Consider the following 17,495-nt stretch of genomic DNA (forward strand, 5'->3'; position numbering starts at 1 on the left):
CCGTGCGCTGTCAGAAAAGATTCATCGAATCCGCGTTCTCCACTTCGGTGGAAGCGGGCTCTTACATGGGAGAAGCCGCTGTCGAATCGCTCAGCGGCACCTGCTGCCTTCTCTCTTCCAAGGACCCGTGATGCGCAACACGCTCTACCTGTCGATCATCCTCGCCCTGTCTCCCTGCAGCGTACCGCTGGCAGCCGCGGCCACTGCCGATGGCCTCGAGGCGCGCGTGCCGGCTCCGATCGCGGCGCAGCCGCTGGCGCGTGCGCTGGAGCAGTTGTCGCGCAGTTCCGGCGTGCAGTTCCTGTACTCGGGCAGCGGTGAAGCACGCATGGCCGGGGCGGTGCCGCGTGGTGCGACCGTCAAGCAGGCACTGGACGCGCTGCTGGCAGGAACCGGCCTGGGCTACACCGTGGTGGACGGCAACGTCATCGCCATCGATCCGGCGCCCGCACGCAACGAACCGAAGCCGGCCGCGCCGAAGCCGCGCGAGGCCGAGGCGGTGGTGGCGCCGACCCTGGACACGGTGAAGGTGATTGCCGCGCATGAGGTGATCGACCAGAAAAAGACCTCGCCGGTGATCAAGGATTCGGTGGTCTACGACGAGATGGACAGCTACGGCGACGAAACCCTGGCCGAGAGCCTGATGGCCGCGCCGGGGCTGAGCGCGGTGGAAGACGCCGGCGAGCCGCGTTACGTGACGGTGCGTGGTGTGCAGGCCAACCTCAACTACACGACGATCGATGGCATCGCGATTGCCAGTGTCGGTGGCAGTGGCTCGGGTGAGCGCATGAACAACCTGCAGCTGATTCCCAGCGACATCGGTACCCGCACCGATATCTACAAGAGCTTCAGTGCCGAGCAGGCGCCGGATGCCATCGGCGGCGTGATCGACATCATCAGCCGCAGCGCGTTCGACCGGTCCGGCAAGTACGTGTTCGCCGATATCGCCGGCATCTATTCCACCGCTGAAACCAACGTCGAGCGCAGCGCCGGTGGCAACCACCAGACCCTCGGCCACTTCGGCAAGAGCGCCAAGATGGTGTTCTCCAACCAGTTCGGCGCCGACCAGGAATTCGGCATCGTTGCGGTGGCCCGCTATGAGCAGCGTTCGCGCAACAGCGTCAAGCGCTGGGTGGAGTCGAACTACTACTACAACGACGCCGGCAAGTACCTCACCGACGGCACCACTGGGCCGGACGAGGCCAAGGGCTGGAACGGGCTGCGTGCGCCCGGCAATTTCAGTACCGGTACCTACACCAACTTCATCACCAATTTCGGTGGATCGGCCAAGCTGGAATGGAAACCGTCGGACGATCCGTTCTACGCGTCGCTGCTGCTGTACTCGTACCGGTTCTACGAGAACTCGACGATGAACAAGACCGATCTGTATGGCAACGCCAAGTTTCCGATCCGCAACCAGACCGATGACAGCGGCACCACTCAGATAAACAGCATCTACATCAAGAACCGGCATGATCGCTGGGATCGCAGCAATCGCGGCGCCATCGCCAGCTTCAACTGGGACATCGGCGACCGTTCGCGGTTGACCCTGCGTGGCGGCCACACCGAAGAAACCTTCCACAACAGCCAGGTCTACTGGGGTGTACGCGCTTACCCGAGCAACCTGTTCGTCGACTTCGAGAACGACAGTCACGGCTTCCCCAACGCGGTGGCGGTGTCCGATTCCAGCCTGTTGACCAGCTCCGCGTTCAAGCTCAACCCGGCACAGGCCTATGTCTCGCCGCGTGATGCCAAGGAGAGCATCGACAACCTGCGCGCCGACTTCAGCTACAACATTGATGCCGATGCGCGCGGCTTCGGCCTGGCTGCCGGTGCCGAATACCGCCACCTGAAGATCTGGCAGGACATCGACTTCGACTACTTCAAGAGCAGCGCGACGCTGAACGACTATCTGTACCCCGGCTCGACACTGCTGGGCAGCGTGCCGGGCTTTCCGCTGATCGACAATAGCAAATGGAATGACGAACTCGCGCCCACGCTTGGCGGCAACGACGCGGCCTATCCGAATGCCGATTTCACCAGTGACTACAAGTACGTTGAGGACATCACCAATGCCTATGTCTCCGCGCACTATGCCTGGGATCGGCTGTTGCTGATCGGTGGCCTGCGCTACGACCACACCACCTTCGATGCATTCAGCCCTTTCAGTGATGATGGCGGTGCCACCTATACCTCCGCGTTCCGCAGGACCAGTGGTGGCTACAACAACCTGCTGCCGTCGTTGAACGCAACCTTCAAGCTGACCGACGACCAGCGCCTGCGCTTCTCCGCCAGCCGCACCCTGGGCCGGCCGACGCCAAGCAACATCGCCCAGGCCACCAGCACCAGCTGTGGCGATGACGAGGAGGGCAGGGGCTTCTGCACGATCAAACAGGGCAACGCCAACCTGCAGCCGCGCCGTTCCACCAACATCGACCTGGCCTGGGACCTGTATTTCAACGACAACAACGGACTGGTCTCGGTCGCGCTGTTCGACAAAGTGATCAAGGACGACATCTACACCCTGACCACGTTCGAGAACGTGGGTGATACCCGCTACCGGGTCACCCAGCCGATGAACACCGACGCGTCCAAGCTGCGCGGCGTCGAGTTCGCGGTGGCCAACCGCAACCTGCAGTGGGGCCGCCAGCGCTTTGATATGTATTTCAACGCCACGCGGCTGGAAGGCCAGACCAACTACCGCATCAGTGATGGCAGCGAGCGCCGCCTGGACCGCCTGCTGTACCAGCCGGACTGGTCGCTCAATGGGTCGGTGATCTGGCGCATGCCGTGGAAGAGCGCACAGCTGCGCATGTCCGGCACCTACCGCAGCCGGATGCTGGTCGACTTCGGTGATACCCAGTGGCTGGACTCGTACTACGACCCGTACATGACCTTCAACATGGCCTTCAGCCACAAGGTCAGCAAGCACGTGACGCTGAAGTACGAGGCCAAGAACCTGTTCAACACGCAGCCGACCTACAGCACTGGTCCCAACGGTCGCTTCCGCACCGAGATCGACGACTACGGCCGCTTCTTCTACTTCCACATCATCTACAACTGAGGGCGCACCCGTGGATACGATCAATCGCAGGCGATTCCTGGCCCTGGCCGGTCTGTCCGCCGCCGGCGCCTGGATGGGCACGGCACGGGCGCTGGCCGCGCAGACTGATGCCACCGCGCTGAACCCGCGCAACCTGCTGGCCTCGCCGCGGTTCGCCAGTACACCGTTCACCCTGGGCGTGGCCTCGGGTGATCCCTCGGCCGATGGCATGGTGCTGTGGACACGCCTGGCAACGGAGCCGCTGGTGTTCGGTGGTGGCATGCCGACACAACCGATGGCGGTCCAGTGGCAGCTGGCGGCCGACGATGGCATGCGCAAGGTGGTGCGCCAGGGTTCGGCGATGGCCCACCCCGAGCTTGGCCATGCCGTGCACGTGGAGCTGGACGGGCTGGCACCGGGCCGTCCGTACTGGTATCGCTTCAGCGTGGGCGGCCACGCCAGTGCGGTGGGCCACACCCGCACGCTGCCGGCAGCAAGCGCTGCGGTTGATCGTGTCCGTTTCGCCGTGGCCGGTTGCCAGCACTATGAGGAGGGCCATTACACCGCGTGGCGGCGCATCGCCGAGGAGCCGCTGGACTTCGTCTTCCACTACGGCGACTACATCTACGAGGGCGCAAGCCAACCGGGCGCGCGCCGGATGAACGGCCAGCCGTTCACCAACCTGCGCAACCATGTGGGCCCGCAGATCTATACGCTGGACGATTACCGTCGCCGCTACGCCCAGTACAAGAGCGATTCCGACCTGCAGGCCGCGCATGCATCGGCACCGTGGTTCGTCACCTTCGATGACCATGAAGTGGACAACAACTGGGCCGGTGCCGAAGACCAGGACGACACCCCCAGCGAAGTGTTCCTGCTGCGCCGCGCACAGGCCTTCCAGGCTTACTACGAGAACATGCCGCTGCGTCGATCGGCGCTTCCCCGCAACGGCCACATGCAGATGTATCGGCGTGCCAGCTATGGCACGCTGATGGACCTGCACCTGCTCGACACCCGCCAGTACCGCAGCAAGCAGGTGAACATGGCGCTGCGTGAGGAAGTGGAATCACCGGCGCGCAGCATCGTCGGTGCGAAGCAGGAGCGCTGGCTGTTCGACGGACTGGCCGATGCCACGCCACGTTGGCACACCATCGCCCACCAAGTGGCACTGGGCAACTACATGCGCGAGAAGGATGGTGTGGTGCAGTCGTCCGACGACCAGTGGTCGGGCTATCTGGACAGCCGCCGGCGCCTGCTTGACCACATCCAGAAGGTTGGCTTCGGCAATGTAGTGACCGCCTGCGGCGACGCGCATCGGCACTACGCCAGCGACCTGGTGCAGGACCATCGTGATTCAGGCGTGGTCTCCAGCGAATTCCTCGCCACCTCGATCACCTCCGGTGCCGACGGCCAGGGCGTGGATGCATATGCCGAGAACCAGCTTGCGCACAGCCCTTACTTGAAGGCGACCACCGACAAGCGTGGCTATGTGCTGTGCGATGTCACCCGTGATGCGTGGATCGGCGACATGAAGACGCTGGATACCGTGATGCAGCCGAACGGAACGGTGCAGAGCTGGAAGCGCTACGCGGTGGAACACGGCCGGCCGGGGTTGCAGGAGGCCTGAATCTACCGGTCTACCCTGTAGAGCCGAGCCCATGCTCGGCTGCTCTTCGATAACTGACCGGAAAAGCAGCCGAGCATGGGCTCGGCTCTACAGAGATCCTTCAATCGTGCTCGAACCGCAATGGCTCGTTGCCCATCGCCGGGTCGCTGGTGCCTGGGCGTCCGTCCTCGGCACGCCCGGCCAGACGCAGCATGCTCTCACCCGCGCCGACCTGCAGGTCATACCAGCCCGCGGTAGGCGCTGCATCCCACGCCAGTGCGGTCTCTGCATGCGCCGGCAGCGCCAGCGTCTGTTCCGGCATGTGCCCGGCATAGGCGCCGGCATGCACGCGCAGCTGCTGTGCGGCATCGCTGAGATTGCGCAGGTGCAGCCGCAGCTGGCCGTCGACGCGCTCGACCGACGCCTGCACGACGGGCCCTTTGGCAGCACCCTGGAAGTGACGGTGGAAGCCGTTCGGGCCAAGCAGCCACAGGTCGTAACGCCCCTGTGCATCCAGCGCCCAGCGTTCGCGCAGCGGCGTGCCCGGTACCAGCGTATAGCGGCGTGGCACCGCACCCAGCCGCAGTCGGTCGTACACATGCAGCACCGCCGCTGCACCTTCGCAGGACAACGTCAGATCCACGCCCGATGCGTCGAGGGCGGCGATCGATGCCTGCGGCCGATAGGGCAGGGCACGCGCCGGGCGTACGCCGCTTTCCTGTTTCGCCGGCTTCAGTCCCTCCGGCAATGCCGGCACGGTGCGTCCAGGCAGGGCGGCAGCACGTGCGGCAACGGCGCTCACGTCGGGCAGGCCGCGTACGAACGGGCGGGTATCACGCTGGGCGAAGTCGAAGGCATTGCTGAGGTCACCGCAGACCGCGCGGCGCCATGGCGAGATGTCCGCGGCGGCCACGCCGAAGCGGCGTTCGATCAGGCGTATGACCGAGGTGTGGTCGTACACCTGCGAATCGACCCAGCCACCGCGGCTCCAGGGCGAGATCACGTACAGCGGCACGCGCGGCCCCAGCCCATACGGGCGACCGCGCAGTTCTGCGGCGTCGTACTTCTCATCCCCCGGTGCCGGATGACGGTGATACTCGCCTTCGGTACTGACCGAAGACACACCCGCCCAGCCACCGTTTTCCGGTGAAGGCGGTGCCGGTGGCGGCATGTGGTCGAAGAAGCCGTCGTTCTCGTCGAACATCAGCAGCAGGGCGGTGCGGCTCCAGACCTCCGGATCGGCGGTCAGTGCATCCAGCACGCGAGCGGTATAGGCCGCGCCCTGGGCCGGGCTGGAAGGGCCGGGATGCTCGCTGCCGGCCGCGTCGGCGATGATGAAGCTGACCTGCGGCAGGCGCCCATCGACCACGTCCTGGCGCAGGTGTGCCAGCCCACGCGTGCTGACCCCACGCGCGCGCAGCTGCGGGTCATGCCCCGGCGCAGCACGGTAGGCCTGGCGGAAAGACTCGAAGCCGGCCAGTGGGTTGTCGGTGAAGTTGTCAGCCATGTCCTGGTAGATCTGCCAGGACACCCCGGCCTTCTGCAGGCGTTCGACATAGCTGCTCCATCGGTACGACGCCGGATGCCCGCCATGTTCCGGGAAGTTGTCGTGCGAGTTGGCGATCACCGGGCCACCGGCGCGCGCGGCCGCATCGTTGTGGCCCGTCCACAGGAACACCCGGTTCGGGTTGGTCCCGGCCTGCATCGCGCAGTGGTAGGCGTCGCAGATCGTGAAGGCATCGGCCAGGGCAAACTGGAAGGGCAGGTCGCTGCGCTGGAAGTAGCCCATCGAGTGGTTCTGCTTGGCTTTCGGCCATTGCCCCATGCGTCCATGGTCCCAGGCGCGCTGTGCATCGGGCCAGGTATGCGGCGTGCCCTCCACCCGCATGTAGCCGAAGTGCGCAGCGGTATCCAGCGGGAACGGTGCGATCGCGCGCTGGCCGCTGGCATCGGGCTGCAGCCACAGGCTGCGCGCGCGGCCACCGGCCTGCAGCGCAGCGGCCGGGGCCACGAAGCGGTCGCCGAAGCCACGTACCCCCGGCAGCGTGCCGAAGTAGTGGTCGAACGAACGGTTCTCCTGCATGAACACCACGATGTGCTGCAGGTCTTCCAGGCTGCGTGTCTGCGCGGCAGGTGCGATCGCAGCAGCCCGGGCGATGCTGGGCAGCAGCGGGGAAAGGCCGGCGGCAGCGCCGGCCTGCAACAACCGGCGTCGGCCGATATCGGTCACGGGTTCACTCACAGGTCCACACGGAAGGAGATGCCGACGGTACGCGGTGCGCCGATGAAGGCGTTGTCGCGGCCATCCACCCCTGCAAGATACCGCTTGTCGGTGAGGTTGCTCACCACCAGGTTGGCACCCATGCCCTTCAGGCGCGGCGACAGGCCCTGCAGGTCGAAGCCGATATTGGCGTTGAACACGGTGGCCGAGGGCAGCTTGTTGACGTTGGCGGCATCGAGGTAGCGCGTGCCCAGGTAGCGGCCGGACAGGCCGAAGTTCCAGTTTTCGCCCTGCCAGTCGGCCGACAGCACCAGGGTCTGTTCGGGCTGTCCGATCACCTTGGCGCCGTCGACGATGCCCAGCTGGGTATCGCGCGCGGCATCGCCGCTGCCCAGGTACTTGGAGCGGTTGTAAGTGTAGGCAGCGTTGAGTCGCCAGCCATTGTCCCAGCCGTAGCCGAAGGCGGCTTCCAGGCCGTTGCTCTCAACGCCGCCGAAGTTCTCGTAGACGCCGTCGGTCTCGCCCAGGTAGTCGATGCCGCTGACAAAGCCGGCCGGCAGGTAGACGATGCGATTGTCGAACTTGATGTTGTACAGGGTGACCGACGCGGTCAGCGGCCAGCGGCTGATGCGCATGCCGACTTCGATGTTGTCGGCGGTTTCCGGTTCCACATTGCGGAAGCGCTGCGGATCGGTCTCGCCGAGCACGCCGGAAGGAATGGCGGCGAAGTTCTGCGAGAAGCCGGCAAACAATTCCATGCCTTCCACGCCCGGTGCCCAGGTGAAGCCGGTGGACAGCAGCGGATCGGACTTGGAATCGGATTTCACGTGCTCATTGGCACCGATCACGCGGCGGCGCGACTGGTCGACGAAGAACTGCTTCACGCCCAGGCGCGCGCTGAACGGGCCGAAGCGCGCGACATCCTCGACGTAGTACATCTGCTCATCAACCTTGTACTTGTCCTCGAACTGCACCCAGTACGGCTGGTGGTCGAAGGCGATGTCCTGGCCGACGTTGAGCAGGCGGTGCCAGTCGCGGCGCGCCGAGCGGTCCAGCTTCTCCACCCACAGGCCGCCACGGATCGTGTTGTCGACGGCACCGAAGGTCTGCCGCCACTCGACGTCGGCGGTCACGCCCTTGCGGTTGTTGTCGTAGTGGGTGTGGCGGTAGGACTGCGCGCCCAGCACGTTGCCGGCGTAGCAGTTCGGGTCGTACTCGGCAGTGAAGCCCAGCCGTGGGGTGCAGCTGGCCAGGCGCTGTGCGGCGCTGCCATCGGGATTGACGAAGAAGATCTGGCCGCGGTTGCTGCCGCCGTACACGGTCTTTCCACCGATGTACTCCGACTCCGGGCGACCGGCACCATCATCGCTGACCTGGGCCAGGTAGGGTGGCAGCCAGTCGCCACGACCCTCCATGCGGTGCCCGTAAGCCGCCACCGAGGCCTTGAAGCCGTTGCCGCCGTCGAAGGCCGCGCGCAGGTAGCCGAAGGTGTTCTCGCGCAGCGCACGCGAGCCGGAACGGTAGTTCTGGTCCAGGTACGGAATGCCGGTGAGGGTGCCGACCAGGTTGTCGCGGTCCGGGTTGGTGGCGAAGCCCTTCGGCGAGACGCTGGTGTACTCCGGCTCGTCGGCATCGTTGTAGGACAGGTAGCCGGTCAGGGTCCAACGGTCCAGTTCGGTGATGAACTTGCCGGCGATGTGGTCGTTGCTGGTCTTGCCGCTGCCGTCGATCCAGTCGTGCACGCGCGCGGAGGAAGCGCTGACCCAGGCGCGGGTATGGCCACCAAGCAGGCCGGTGTCGTAGCGCACGTAGTACTTGCGGGCCTCGTTGTCACCGGCGCCCACCACGAAACGCAGGCGGCTGTCCTGCAGCGGATCGCTGGTGAGGAAGTTGAGGGTGCCGCCGAGGGCCTCGTTCGAGCGCGAGGAGATGTCGGCGGTGCCCTGGCTGACTTCCACCGTTTCCAGATCGAGGGTGTCGATGTAGCGGTTGGCCAGCGAGCCGCCGCCGTAGCCCGAGCCGCCATTGGGCAGGCCATCGATGGTGGTGCCGATCTGCTGCGTATCGCGATTGGTGACGAAACCGCGCATGCTGATCTGCGTGCCCCACACCGACGAACCGGTGGCGTCGGCTTCACTGACCACCACCCCGGGTACTTCATTGAGTGCGTCGTTGACGCTGCTCATCACGGTCTGCCGGTTCAACGTTTCCGCACGTACCGAGGTCTTGGCGTAGCTGGTGGCCTGGCCGATCACCTGCACCTGGTCCAGGGTACGGGCATCGCTGCTGCGCGATTCGGCCGCGTCGCCCTGCGGTGCTTCGGCCAGGGCATCCAGTGCGGGGGCGATCAGCAGGGCAAGCAGGGAGACACGGGGAAAGCGCGCAATCGTTCGCATCGAGACCGGACCTTGAGGGGAGTGAAGCCCCGGAGTGTCGGCAGCGCCAATGACATCGGCATGACGCGCAGATGCAGGAACCGTGTTGTGTGACGGCCGGTGCCTGCGGCCGCCTGCCTCAGTAGCGCGCGTCCTTGGGTTTCGGGTCACGCGGCCAGTCCTTGGCCTTGTTGGCGAAATCCGGACGCGGCTGGTTGATGAAGTAGCTGGCGATGTCCACCGCATCCTGGTCGGGCATCACCTGCTGCCCCAGCGGGGGCTCGCGGGTCACCGCCGGTGGCATGTTGTGCTTGACGAAACCGGCGGCCTTGTACAGGCGCGCCATGCCGGCGCCGATGTTGAAGCTGTGGTCACCCCACAGCGGCGGGAAGGCGATATCACCGCTGGCATCACGTCGGCCTTCGCCGTTGTCACCATGACAGGAGGCGCATTGCGCGGCGTACAGCGCCTGGCCGCGGATCGGATCAGGTGTCAGTGAGCTGTCGATCGGCCCTTCGCTGGGTGCCGCCACGCGCGCGCCTTCGGGAACGGGGCGGTTCAACCAGGTCATGTATTCCAGCATGGCGCGCATTTCCGGCGCGTCCTTGGCCAGCGGCTTGCCGTTCATCGAGCGCTGCAGGCAGCCGTTGATGCGCTCGGTCAGCCCGATCACCTTGCCCGGCCGTGGCATGTAGCGTGGGTAGGCACCACCACCCGTGTTGAAGTAGTGGTTGCCGAACGGCCGCTTGCCCTCGGCCATGTGGCACGAATTGCAGTTCAGATCGTTGCCGACGTTGTCCGGCAGCAGCCGCGCGGTCTCGTTGAGGAGGCGGCGGCCGAGCATCACCGACCCGGCATTGCCCAGCCCGGCAATTTCTTCGGCACTGGGGGCGTGGTACTGGCCGACCACCGTGCCCTGCGCATCGAGAATGTCGATCGTGCTGGCCACGGCGGCATCCAGGTCCGGGTACAGATGGCGATAGGCGAGGGTGCCGGCACCGGCCAGCAGCACGACAACGATCGCACTGCCGAGCAGCAGGCGGGAACGTTTGCGCGAACGCTTCATCGTGCAGCCTCCTGCGGAACGTAATGCACCGGCTTGTCACGCACCACCCGGCGCATCCTCGCCACGTCGACCTCGCTGACCGCGCTGGCCTGGTTGCCCCAGCTGTTGCGGATGAAGGTCAGGATCTGTGCCAGTTGTGCATTCGGCAGCTGCTCGAAACCGGGCATGGTGAACGCCATGCGGTCGTGCGGGGTATGCGGGGTGCGGCCCCCGATCAGGGTCACCTGCACCAGCGAACTGGGATCATCGGCGAACACGATCGAGTTGCCGGCCAGCGCCGGGTAGACCCGTGGCATGCCGCGGCCGTCGGCGCGATGGCAGGCCTGGCAATGCTCGGCATAGGCCAGCGAGCCGGCCACGCGATAGTCACCACTGCGCAGCGCGGCGGTGGTGGTGTTGGTACCCGGCGACCACTGTGCGCTGCGGCCCTCGCGCGCCGGCAGCTGTTTCAGGTAGCGGGCCATCGCCAACAGGTCGGCGTCGGACAGGTACTGGGTGCTGTGCTCGACCACATCGGCCATGCCACCGAAGGCCGCCGAGCGATCAGTGCGGCCGGTGCGCAGGAAGTCGACGATCTCGCCCTCGCTCCAACTGGCCAGGCCGGTCGATTCGTTGCGCAGGTTCTTCGCATACCAGCCTTCCAGCACCGAGCCGGACAAGTACTGGCGGCTGCCATCATCGGCCATCGCCTTTTCCTGGAACGCCAGGCCGCGTGGCGTGTGGCAGGCGCCGCAGTGGGCCAGGCCTTCCACCAGTTCGGCGCCGCGCTGCTGGCTGGCATCCAGCGACGGATCCGGGTTGAACGTACGCGGGCGTGCAAACAGCAGCTGCCACCAGGCCAGTGGCCAGCGCATGTTGGCCGGCCACGGAATCGTGCTGTCGGCGTTGTCCTGCTTCACCGGCTGCACCGAGCCCATGAAATAGGCGTACAGCGCCTTGATCTCGGCGTCGCTGGCGATCACGTACGAGGCGTATGGCATCGCCGGATACAGCGGCTGGCCATCGTGGCGGATGCCCCGGCGCACCGCGCGTTCGAAGTCGGCGTAATCGTAGGCACCGATGCCGGTGTCCGCATCGGGCGTGATGTTGGTCGAGTAGATCGTGCCCATCGGCGTCTGTATGCCCAGGCCACCGGCGAACGGCTTGCCGCCCGGCGCTGTGTGGCAGGCCGCGCAGTCGGCAGCACGCGACAGGTATTGCCCCTGCGCGATCAGCGCCGGATCGTGGATGTCGACCTGCGCCGCCTGTCGCGGTGCGAACCAGTAGGGCGTGGTGCGGGCGATGCCGTAGGCGGCGGCCACGGTGGCGGCCAGGGCAATGGCGAGCTTGAACGAGGTGCGCATGGCGGCACTGTGGGCAATCGCGCACGCGCGTTCATTGATCCGGATCAATGACTGAACGGATACAGCTTGTACACCAAGCTGAATCGTTCCTGCGTTGTCATCAAGCCGTCATCCGCGCGCGATAGATGGCCGGTCTATTGGGGCGTTAACGTCACAACTTGTCTGATTCACCCCTACGACGTGATATGAAGCGCCTGCTGCTGTTGCTGCTGGCGTGCGCCGGCCTGTGGCTGGCTGCATGCTCATCCTCGATCAATGCCTCGTCCACCTCGCTTGCCGATCGGCTGATCGCGCCGGGTGGCGTGTCGACCCTGCTTGATCGCCCGCGCATAGCCGCGGCCATCGCCGAACTGCCGAACCGCCATGGCTTCGCGCCGGGGCGCGATGGCGTGCCGATCTTCTGGCGCGTGTTCGATCCGGGCAACTATGGTGCGCGCTATCACTACCTGCCGCAGCGCCACGAGAATGGCCTGCCGCTGGATACCGGCTTGAGCCTGGCCGTGCCACAGCCCTTCCACGCGCAGGCACCGCGCGGCACCGTGGTGCTGCTGCACGGCTGGATGATGAATGGTGATTCGATGCTGCCGTGGTCGCTGCAGCTGGCGGAGTCCGGCTACCGCGTGGTCACCCTCGACCTGCGCAACCACGGCCAGTCCGGTGCCGGTCCGTCCGGCTATGGCACCTATGAATCGGATGACGTGGTCGATGTGATCAGCGAGCTGCGTGCACGTGGTGAAGTGACCGGCCCGCTGTACCTGTTCGGCGTGTCCTATGGCGCCGCCACAGCGGTATTCACCGCCGACAAGCTCGGCGACCAGGTGGAAGGCGTGGTAGCGATGGAGTCGTTCGCCAATGCCGGCGTGGCCATCCGCACGATGATCCCGCACCTGATGGGACTGCAGCCGGAAGGGTTGAAGGCGCAGGCGGTAGCCTCCTACGCGCGCTGGCGTTACGGTGGCCAGGACATCGACCAGGTGGTCGCCGCGGCAAGCCGCCGCATCGACGTCGATCTCGACCGTGTGGATGTGGCGCGCGCGCTGGCCGATACCCGCGCCTGCGTACTGCTGCTGCACGGGCAGGGCGACCAGCACATCCCGGTCAGCCAGGGCCGCGAACTGGCGCAGGCCAATCCGCGCGCGCACTACATCGAGATGCGCGGCGAGGACCACATCACCCTGCCGTTGCGGCTGGACCTGCTGGCCGGTGTGGTCGACGACTGGATGGCGCGCGACGAGCACCATCCGCAGAGTGCCTGCCCGGCTCCCCAGCTGCCGGCCCAGGCCGAGTGGCTGACGCGCAGCTGAAAAAAGGGGACGGAGGGGATTAAGTCGTTTGCAGCACACCCAGGGCAGAAACGACTTAATCCCCTCCGTCCCCTTTTTCTGTCAGGGCAGGCGCCGTGCCAGTGAGCGCGCCGACGCGGCTACACCGAGCAGCAGCGCGGCCACGCACAGGAAGGCGAAGCCGAGGCTGGTGGCGTGTGCCAGTGCACCGATCGCTGCCGGGCCGGCGAGGATGCCGGCGTACCCCAGCGTGGTAACCGCAGTGATGGCGATGCTCTCCGGCATCACCCGCTGCTGGCCCGCCATGGAAAACAGCGCTGGCACGATGTTGGCGCAGCCCAGCCCGACCAGCACGTAGCCGGCCAGCGCCACCGGGAATGACGGCACCAACGTGGCCAGGGTGAAACCGGCCGCAGCGGTGATGCCGCCGAAGACCATGGTGCGGGTGCGGCCGAGGCGTTCGACGATACCGTCGCCGAACAGGCGCATCGCGGTCATCGCCAGGGTGAACAGCGCGAAGCCGGCGCCAGCCTGGTCGCGTGGCACCTGCCGTACTTCGGCCAGGAACACCGCGCTCCAGTCCAGCATCGAACCTTCGCCGAGGAACACCACGAAGGCCAGCACGCCGATGAACAGCACCACGCCATGTGGCAGTGCCAGCAGCGGCCCTTCGTGCAGGATCCGCTGTGGGCGCCAGTGAGGCGCCGACAGCGCCGCGACCAGCAGCAGTGCCGCCACCGACACCAGCGCGGCCAGCCACAGCGGCGTACCCAGGATCAGCAGGCCGGTCATGCAGCCGGCACCGATAAAACCACCGATGCTGTAGAAGGCGTGGAAGCCGGACATCATCGCGCGCCCGGCGTCGCGTTCGACCGCCACCGCCTGCATGTTCACCGTGCAGTCCATCGCGCCCACGCCGGCACCGAATACGAACAGAGCAGCGCCCAGCGCGAAAGGCGAGGGCGCAAGCGCCAGCAGTGGCAATGCCAGCAGCACCATCGCGCAGGTCACCATCAGCAGCCGCCGGCAGCCGAGGCGGCCGGTCAGCGCACCGGCCAACGGCATCGCCAGCAACGAGCCCAGGCCGAGGCACAGCAGTACCGCGCCTAGGCTGGCATCGGACAACCCGGCCTTGGCTTTGGCATAGGGCACCATCGGCGCCCAGGCGGCGGTGGCGAATCCGGGAATGAAGAAGGCGGCACGGGTGGCGTGCTGCTGGGCACGTGGGGATGAGGGCGTCATGCGCGGTGCGAAGCTCCAAGGATCATCCATGAAAACGTTTTCAGACTGGTTCGGCAAGTGCCCTGCATGACATCGAGCGACGCATACGATTGCAGTGACCCGAATGCGTCACCGCTGATTAACGCCCTGCGCGGACAGTGGCGACACGGTCGGCATTCCGCCGGCCGCTGCCGGAGATCCGTACATGAGCACGACACCGACCATCCTCCTCGTCCATGGTTTCTGGGGCGGGGCCGCACACTGGGCCAAAGTGATCCTGGAGCTGCATCGCAACGGCCATGACCGCGTGCAGGCGGTGGAATTGCCACTCACCTCGCTGGCCGATGATGCCGGCCGTACCCAGAAAATGATCCGGCAGATCGACGGGCCGGTGCTGCTGGTCGGCCACTCCTACGGCGGCGCGGTGATCAGCCAGGCCGGCAACGAGGCCAACGTGAAGGGCCTGGTCTACATCGCGGCGTTCGCCCCGGATGCTGGCGAAAGCCCCGGTGGCATCACCCAGCAGCATCTGCCGGAAGCGGCACCGAACCTGGCGCCGGACAGTGATGGTTACCTGTGGCTGCGTGCCGACACGTTCCATGAAAGCTTCTGCCAGGACCTGAGCGACGACGAAGGCTGGGTGATGGCGGTGACCCAGAAGGCGCCGCTGGCCAGCACTTTCGGTGATGCAGTGAGCGACCCGGCGTGGAAGCACAAGCCGAGCTGGTACCAGCTGTCCCGCCACGACCGGATGATCGCGCCGGAGAACCAGAAGACCATGGCCGGACGGATGCAGCCCAAGCGTCTTCTGGAACTGGATGCCAGCCATGCCTCGCTGGCCTCGAAGCCTGCCGAGGTGACTGCGTTGATTCTCGAGGCCTGTGCCGCCGTAGGCGGCTGATCCGGCGCCTTCGCGACGCGCGACAGCACACCTCACGACAGCCGGGGCGCAGGGGAGTAAACTCCTGCGCCTGCGGCCATCCGGCCTCATTCCCATCCCGCCTCCAGCCGCCGCCAGAGGATCCCACCCGATCGTGGAGGTCCCGTCGTGTCGTCTGTGCCTGTCCGTTTTCCGCTCCCGTTTCCACGTCGCCTGCCGCTGTCGCGTGCGCTGGCCCAGGGCCTGCTGCTGCTTGCGCTGAGCGGCGGCACCGCGGCCGCCCAGTCCTCCCAGGACGAGGACAAGGCCAAGCCGGCGCCCGCCTCGCAGACCCTGCAGACCGTACAGGTCACCGCCAACCAGCTCGGCACCATCACCGAAGGCAGCGGCGCCTACACGCCGGGCACCATCGCCACCGCCACCCGGCTGGTGCTGACCCCGCGGCAGACCCCGCAGACCATCAGCGTGATCACCCGCGCACAGATGGACGACTTCGGCCTGGACGGCATCGATGACGTGATGCGGGTGACCCCGGGCATCAGCATCGTGACCTACGACAGCGAGCGCACTGAGTACTACGCACGCGGATTCGCCGTGCAGAACTTCCAGTACGACGGCATCCCGATGTCGCGCGACTCGGCCTACTCGGCCGGCAATACGCTCAGCGACACCGCCATCTACGACCGCATTGAAGTGCTCAAGGGCGCGACCGGCCTGCTCACCGGCATGGGCGATCCCGGCGCGACCATCAACCTGGTACGCAAGAAGCCGGGCAAGGACTTCGCAGGCAGTGCGACGCTGGGTGTGGGCCGCTGGGACGACTATCGTGCCGAGATCGATGTTGGCGGCCCGTTGACCGCCGATGGACGCGTGCGCGGTCGTGCGGTGGGCGCCTGGCAGGACAAGCATTCCAATCTCGACTTCTACCAGCGCACCAGCAAGGTGGGCTACGCGGTGCTGGAAGCAGATCTGGGCGAGCGCACGCTGCTGACCGTGGGTGGCGATGCGATGGACAGCGACCCGAAGGGCTCGACCTGGGGTGGCATCCCTCTTCTGGACAGTGCCGGCAACTTCAATGACATGCCGCGTTCGTTCAACAACGGCACGCGCTGGAGTGGCTGGCGCCAGTATGTGCGCACCGGCTTCGCCACGCTCGAGCACACCTTCGCCAGCGACTGGGTGGCCAAGCTGCAGCTCAACCACCAGGTCAACGGCTATGACGCGGCACTGGCCGGTGCCGCCGCCGGCAATCCCGATCCGTTGACCGGCGAGGGCGTCAGCCTGTGGCTCGGCAAGTACGTTGGCAAGACCGTCAGCAATGCGGCCGACTTCTACCTGAGCGGTCATTTCGGCCTGTTCGGCCGCGAGCATGAGCTGGTCGTCGGTGGCAGCGCCTCGCGCAAGCGCTGGACCAACACCGGCTACGGCCCGCAGGCGGGGTTCCCGGATACCGTGCCGGACTACAGAACCTGGAATGGCGACATTCCCGAGCCGGAGTGGCAGCGCAGCTACAGCAACAACGAAGTGACGCGTGAGAACGGCCTGTACGTGGTCGGCCGCTTCGACGTGGCCGATCCGTTGAAGGTGATCGTCGGCAGCCGCCTGGCCAGCTACCGCTCGCCGCAGACGCGCGAAACCGGCGTGTTCGTACCGTATGCCGGCGTGGTCTACGACCTCGGTGAGCACTATTCGGTGTATGCCAGCTACAGCACCATCTTCAAGCCGCACAGCGAACGCGACGAGCAGGGCAAGGCGCTGGATCCGCTGGAAGGCCGCAGCTACGAGGTGGGCCTGAAGGCCGAGTTCCTCGATGGGCGCTTCAACGCCAGTGCGGCGCTGTTCCAGCTAGATCAGGACAACTTCGCCCAGCCCACCGGCGGCAAGACGCCGGACGGGCAGGATGCCTATCGCGCGCTGATGGGCGTGCGTACCAAGGGCTACGAGCTTGAAATGTCGGGCCAGCTGGCGGAAGGCTGGCAGGTGCAGGGTGGGTTCTCGCACAAGATCGCCCGCCAGGCTGGTGCCAAGGTCACCACGCTGGAGCCGGAAAACCAGTTCAGCCTGCACACCAGCTATCGCCTGCGTGGCGACTGGAAGGGCCTGACGCTGGGCGGTGGTGCGCGCTGGCAGGATTCCACTTTCGGCGAGATCACCAACCCGGCCACGCAGGCCAAGGTGGTGCATCGTACCCAACCCTACTGGCTGCTCGATGCAATGGCGCGCTATGAATTCAACGATCGCCTGTCGGCTACGCTCAACGTCAACAACCTGCTGGACAAGCGGTACTACACGATCTTCAGCTGGTACAGCACCTATACCTGGGGTGAGCCGCGCAACGTGCGCCTGGCGATGACGTACAAGTTCTGACGTCGGTGGTGCTGTAGAGCCGAGCCCGCGCTCGGCTGGCTGTCAAACCGCAGCCGAGCATGGCTCGGCTCTACAAATACGCCCGCGATG

10 protein-coding genes are annotated in these 17,495 nt (G+C 66.0%); 5 read left to right on the forward strand and 5 right to left on the reverse strand.

Features of this window, described 5'->3' with window-relative positions:
* Positions 1-130 precede the first annotated feature (130 nt).
* Both AC3ITW_RS08060 and AC3ITW_RS08065 read left to right on the forward strand, forming a co-directional pair.
* Positions 131-3,064: a TonB-dependent receptor gene (locus AC3ITW_RS08060; RefSeq protein WP_100468144.1), complete on the forward strand. Its 2,934-nt coding sequence runs from the start codon at positions 131-133 to the stop codon at positions 3,062-3,064.
* Positions 3,065-3,074: 10 nt separating this feature from the next.
* On the forward strand, positions 3,075-4,670 hold the full coding sequence (locus AC3ITW_RS08065; protein WP_100434422.1) for an alkaline phosphatase D family protein: 1,596 nt from the start codon (positions 3,075-3,077) through the stop codon (positions 4,668-4,670).
* Positions 4,671-4,770: 100 nt separating this feature from the next.
* Here AC3ITW_RS08065 and AC3ITW_RS08070 read toward each other — a convergent pair whose 3' ends face one another.
* From AC3ITW_RS08070 to AC3ITW_RS08085, 4 genes are all read right to left on the reverse strand, one after another.
* Positions 4,771-6,879 carry a phosphocholine-specific phospholipase C gene (locus tag AC3ITW_RS08070; RefSeq protein ID WP_489390216.1) on the reverse strand — a complete coding sequence of 703 codons (2,109 nt, stop codon included), beginning with the start codon at positions 6,877-6,879 and terminating at the stop codon, positions 4,771-4,773.
* An 8-nt stretch (positions 6,880-6,887) separates the two neighbouring features.
* On the reverse strand, positions 6,888-9,266 hold the full coding sequence (locus AC3ITW_RS08075) for a TonB-dependent receptor domain-containing protein (protein WP_100434424.1): 2,379 nt from the start codon (positions 9,264-9,266) through the stop codon (positions 6,888-6,890).
* Positions 9,267-9,384: 118 nt separating this feature from the next.
* Positions 9,385-10,311 carry a c-type cytochrome gene (locus tag AC3ITW_RS08080; protein ID WP_012510683.1) on the reverse strand — a complete coding sequence of 309 codons (927 nt, stop codon included), beginning with the start codon at positions 10,309-10,311 and terminating at the stop codon, positions 9,385-9,387.
* Complete coding sequence (locus AC3ITW_RS08085) at positions 10,308-11,654, reverse strand: c-type cytochrome (RefSeq protein WP_489390217.1); 1,347 nt, start codon at positions 11,652-11,654, stop codon at positions 10,308-10,310. Before AC3ITW_RS08085 ends, AC3ITW_RS08080 begins: the two co-directional genes overlap by 4 nt.
* 185 nt (positions 11,655-11,839) lie before the next feature.
* Here AC3ITW_RS08085 and AC3ITW_RS08090 point away from each other — a divergent pair, with 185 nt between their 5' ends.
* Complete coding sequence (locus AC3ITW_RS08090; protein ID WP_012510685.1) at positions 11,840-12,958, forward strand: alpha/beta fold hydrolase; 1,119 nt, start codon at positions 11,840-11,842, stop codon at positions 12,956-12,958.
* Between the two features lie 81 nt (positions 12,959-13,039).
* Here the strand turns inward: AC3ITW_RS08090 and AC3ITW_RS08095 are convergent, their stop codons facing one another.
* Positions 13,040-14,179: an MFS transporter gene (locus tag AC3ITW_RS08095; RefSeq protein WP_012510686.1), complete on the reverse strand. Its 1,140-nt coding sequence runs from the start codon at positions 14,177-14,179 to the stop codon at positions 13,040-13,042.
* Positions 14,180-14,363: 184 nt separating this feature from the next.
* Between AC3ITW_RS08095 and AC3ITW_RS08100 the strand changes: the two genes are divergently transcribed.
* Together AC3ITW_RS08100 and AC3ITW_RS08105 are read left to right on the forward strand one after the other, a co-directional pair.
* Positions 14,364-15,059 (forward strand): alpha/beta hydrolase, encoded by a 696-nt coding sequence (locus tag AC3ITW_RS08100; protein WP_100434427.1) that lies wholly within the window; start codon positions 14,364-14,366, stop codon positions 15,057-15,059.
* Positions 15,060-15,206: 147 nt separating this feature from the next.
* Positions 15,207-17,405, forward strand: coding sequence for a TonB-dependent siderophore receptor (locus tag AC3ITW_RS08105; RefSeq protein WP_100434428.1), 2,199 nt, complete (start codon positions 15,207-15,209; stop codon positions 17,403-17,405).
* Positions 17,406-17,495 lie beyond the last annotated feature (90 nt).

The organism is Stenotrophomonas sp. KH_052 (assembly GCF_057838755.1).

What these genes read in the sequence shown, in the direction of transcription:
- AC3ITW_RS08060 (WP_100468144.1), top strand. Translation starts at nt 131, where the DNA reads ATGCGCAACACGCTCTACCTGTCGATCATCCTCGCCCTGTCTCCCTGC.
- AC3ITW_RS08075 (WP_100434424.1), bottom strand. Translation starts at nt 9,266, where the DNA reads ATGCGAACGATTGCGCGCTTTCCCCGTGTCTCCCTGCTTGCCCTGCTG.
- AC3ITW_RS08080 (WP_012510683.1), bottom strand. Translation starts at nt 10,311, where the DNA reads ATGAAGCGTTCGCGCAAACGTTCCCGCCTGCTGCTCGGCAGTGCGATC.
- AC3ITW_RS08085 (WP_489390217.1), bottom strand. Translation starts at nt 11,654, where the DNA reads ATGCGCACCTCGTTCAAGCTCGCCATTGCCCTGGCCGCCACCGTGGCC.
- AC3ITW_RS08090 (WP_012510685.1), top strand. Translation starts at nt 11,840, where the DNA reads ATGAAGCGCCTGCTGCTGTTGCTGCTGGCGTGCGCCGGCCTGTGGCTG.
- AC3ITW_RS08095 (WP_012510686.1), bottom strand. Translation starts at nt 14,179, where the DNA reads ATGACGCCCTCATCCCCACGTGCCCAGCAGCACGCCACCCGTGCCGCC.
- AC3ITW_RS08100 (WP_100434427.1), top strand. Translation starts at nt 14,364, where the DNA reads ATGAGCACGACACCGACCATCCTCCTCGTCCATGGTTTCTGGGGCGGG.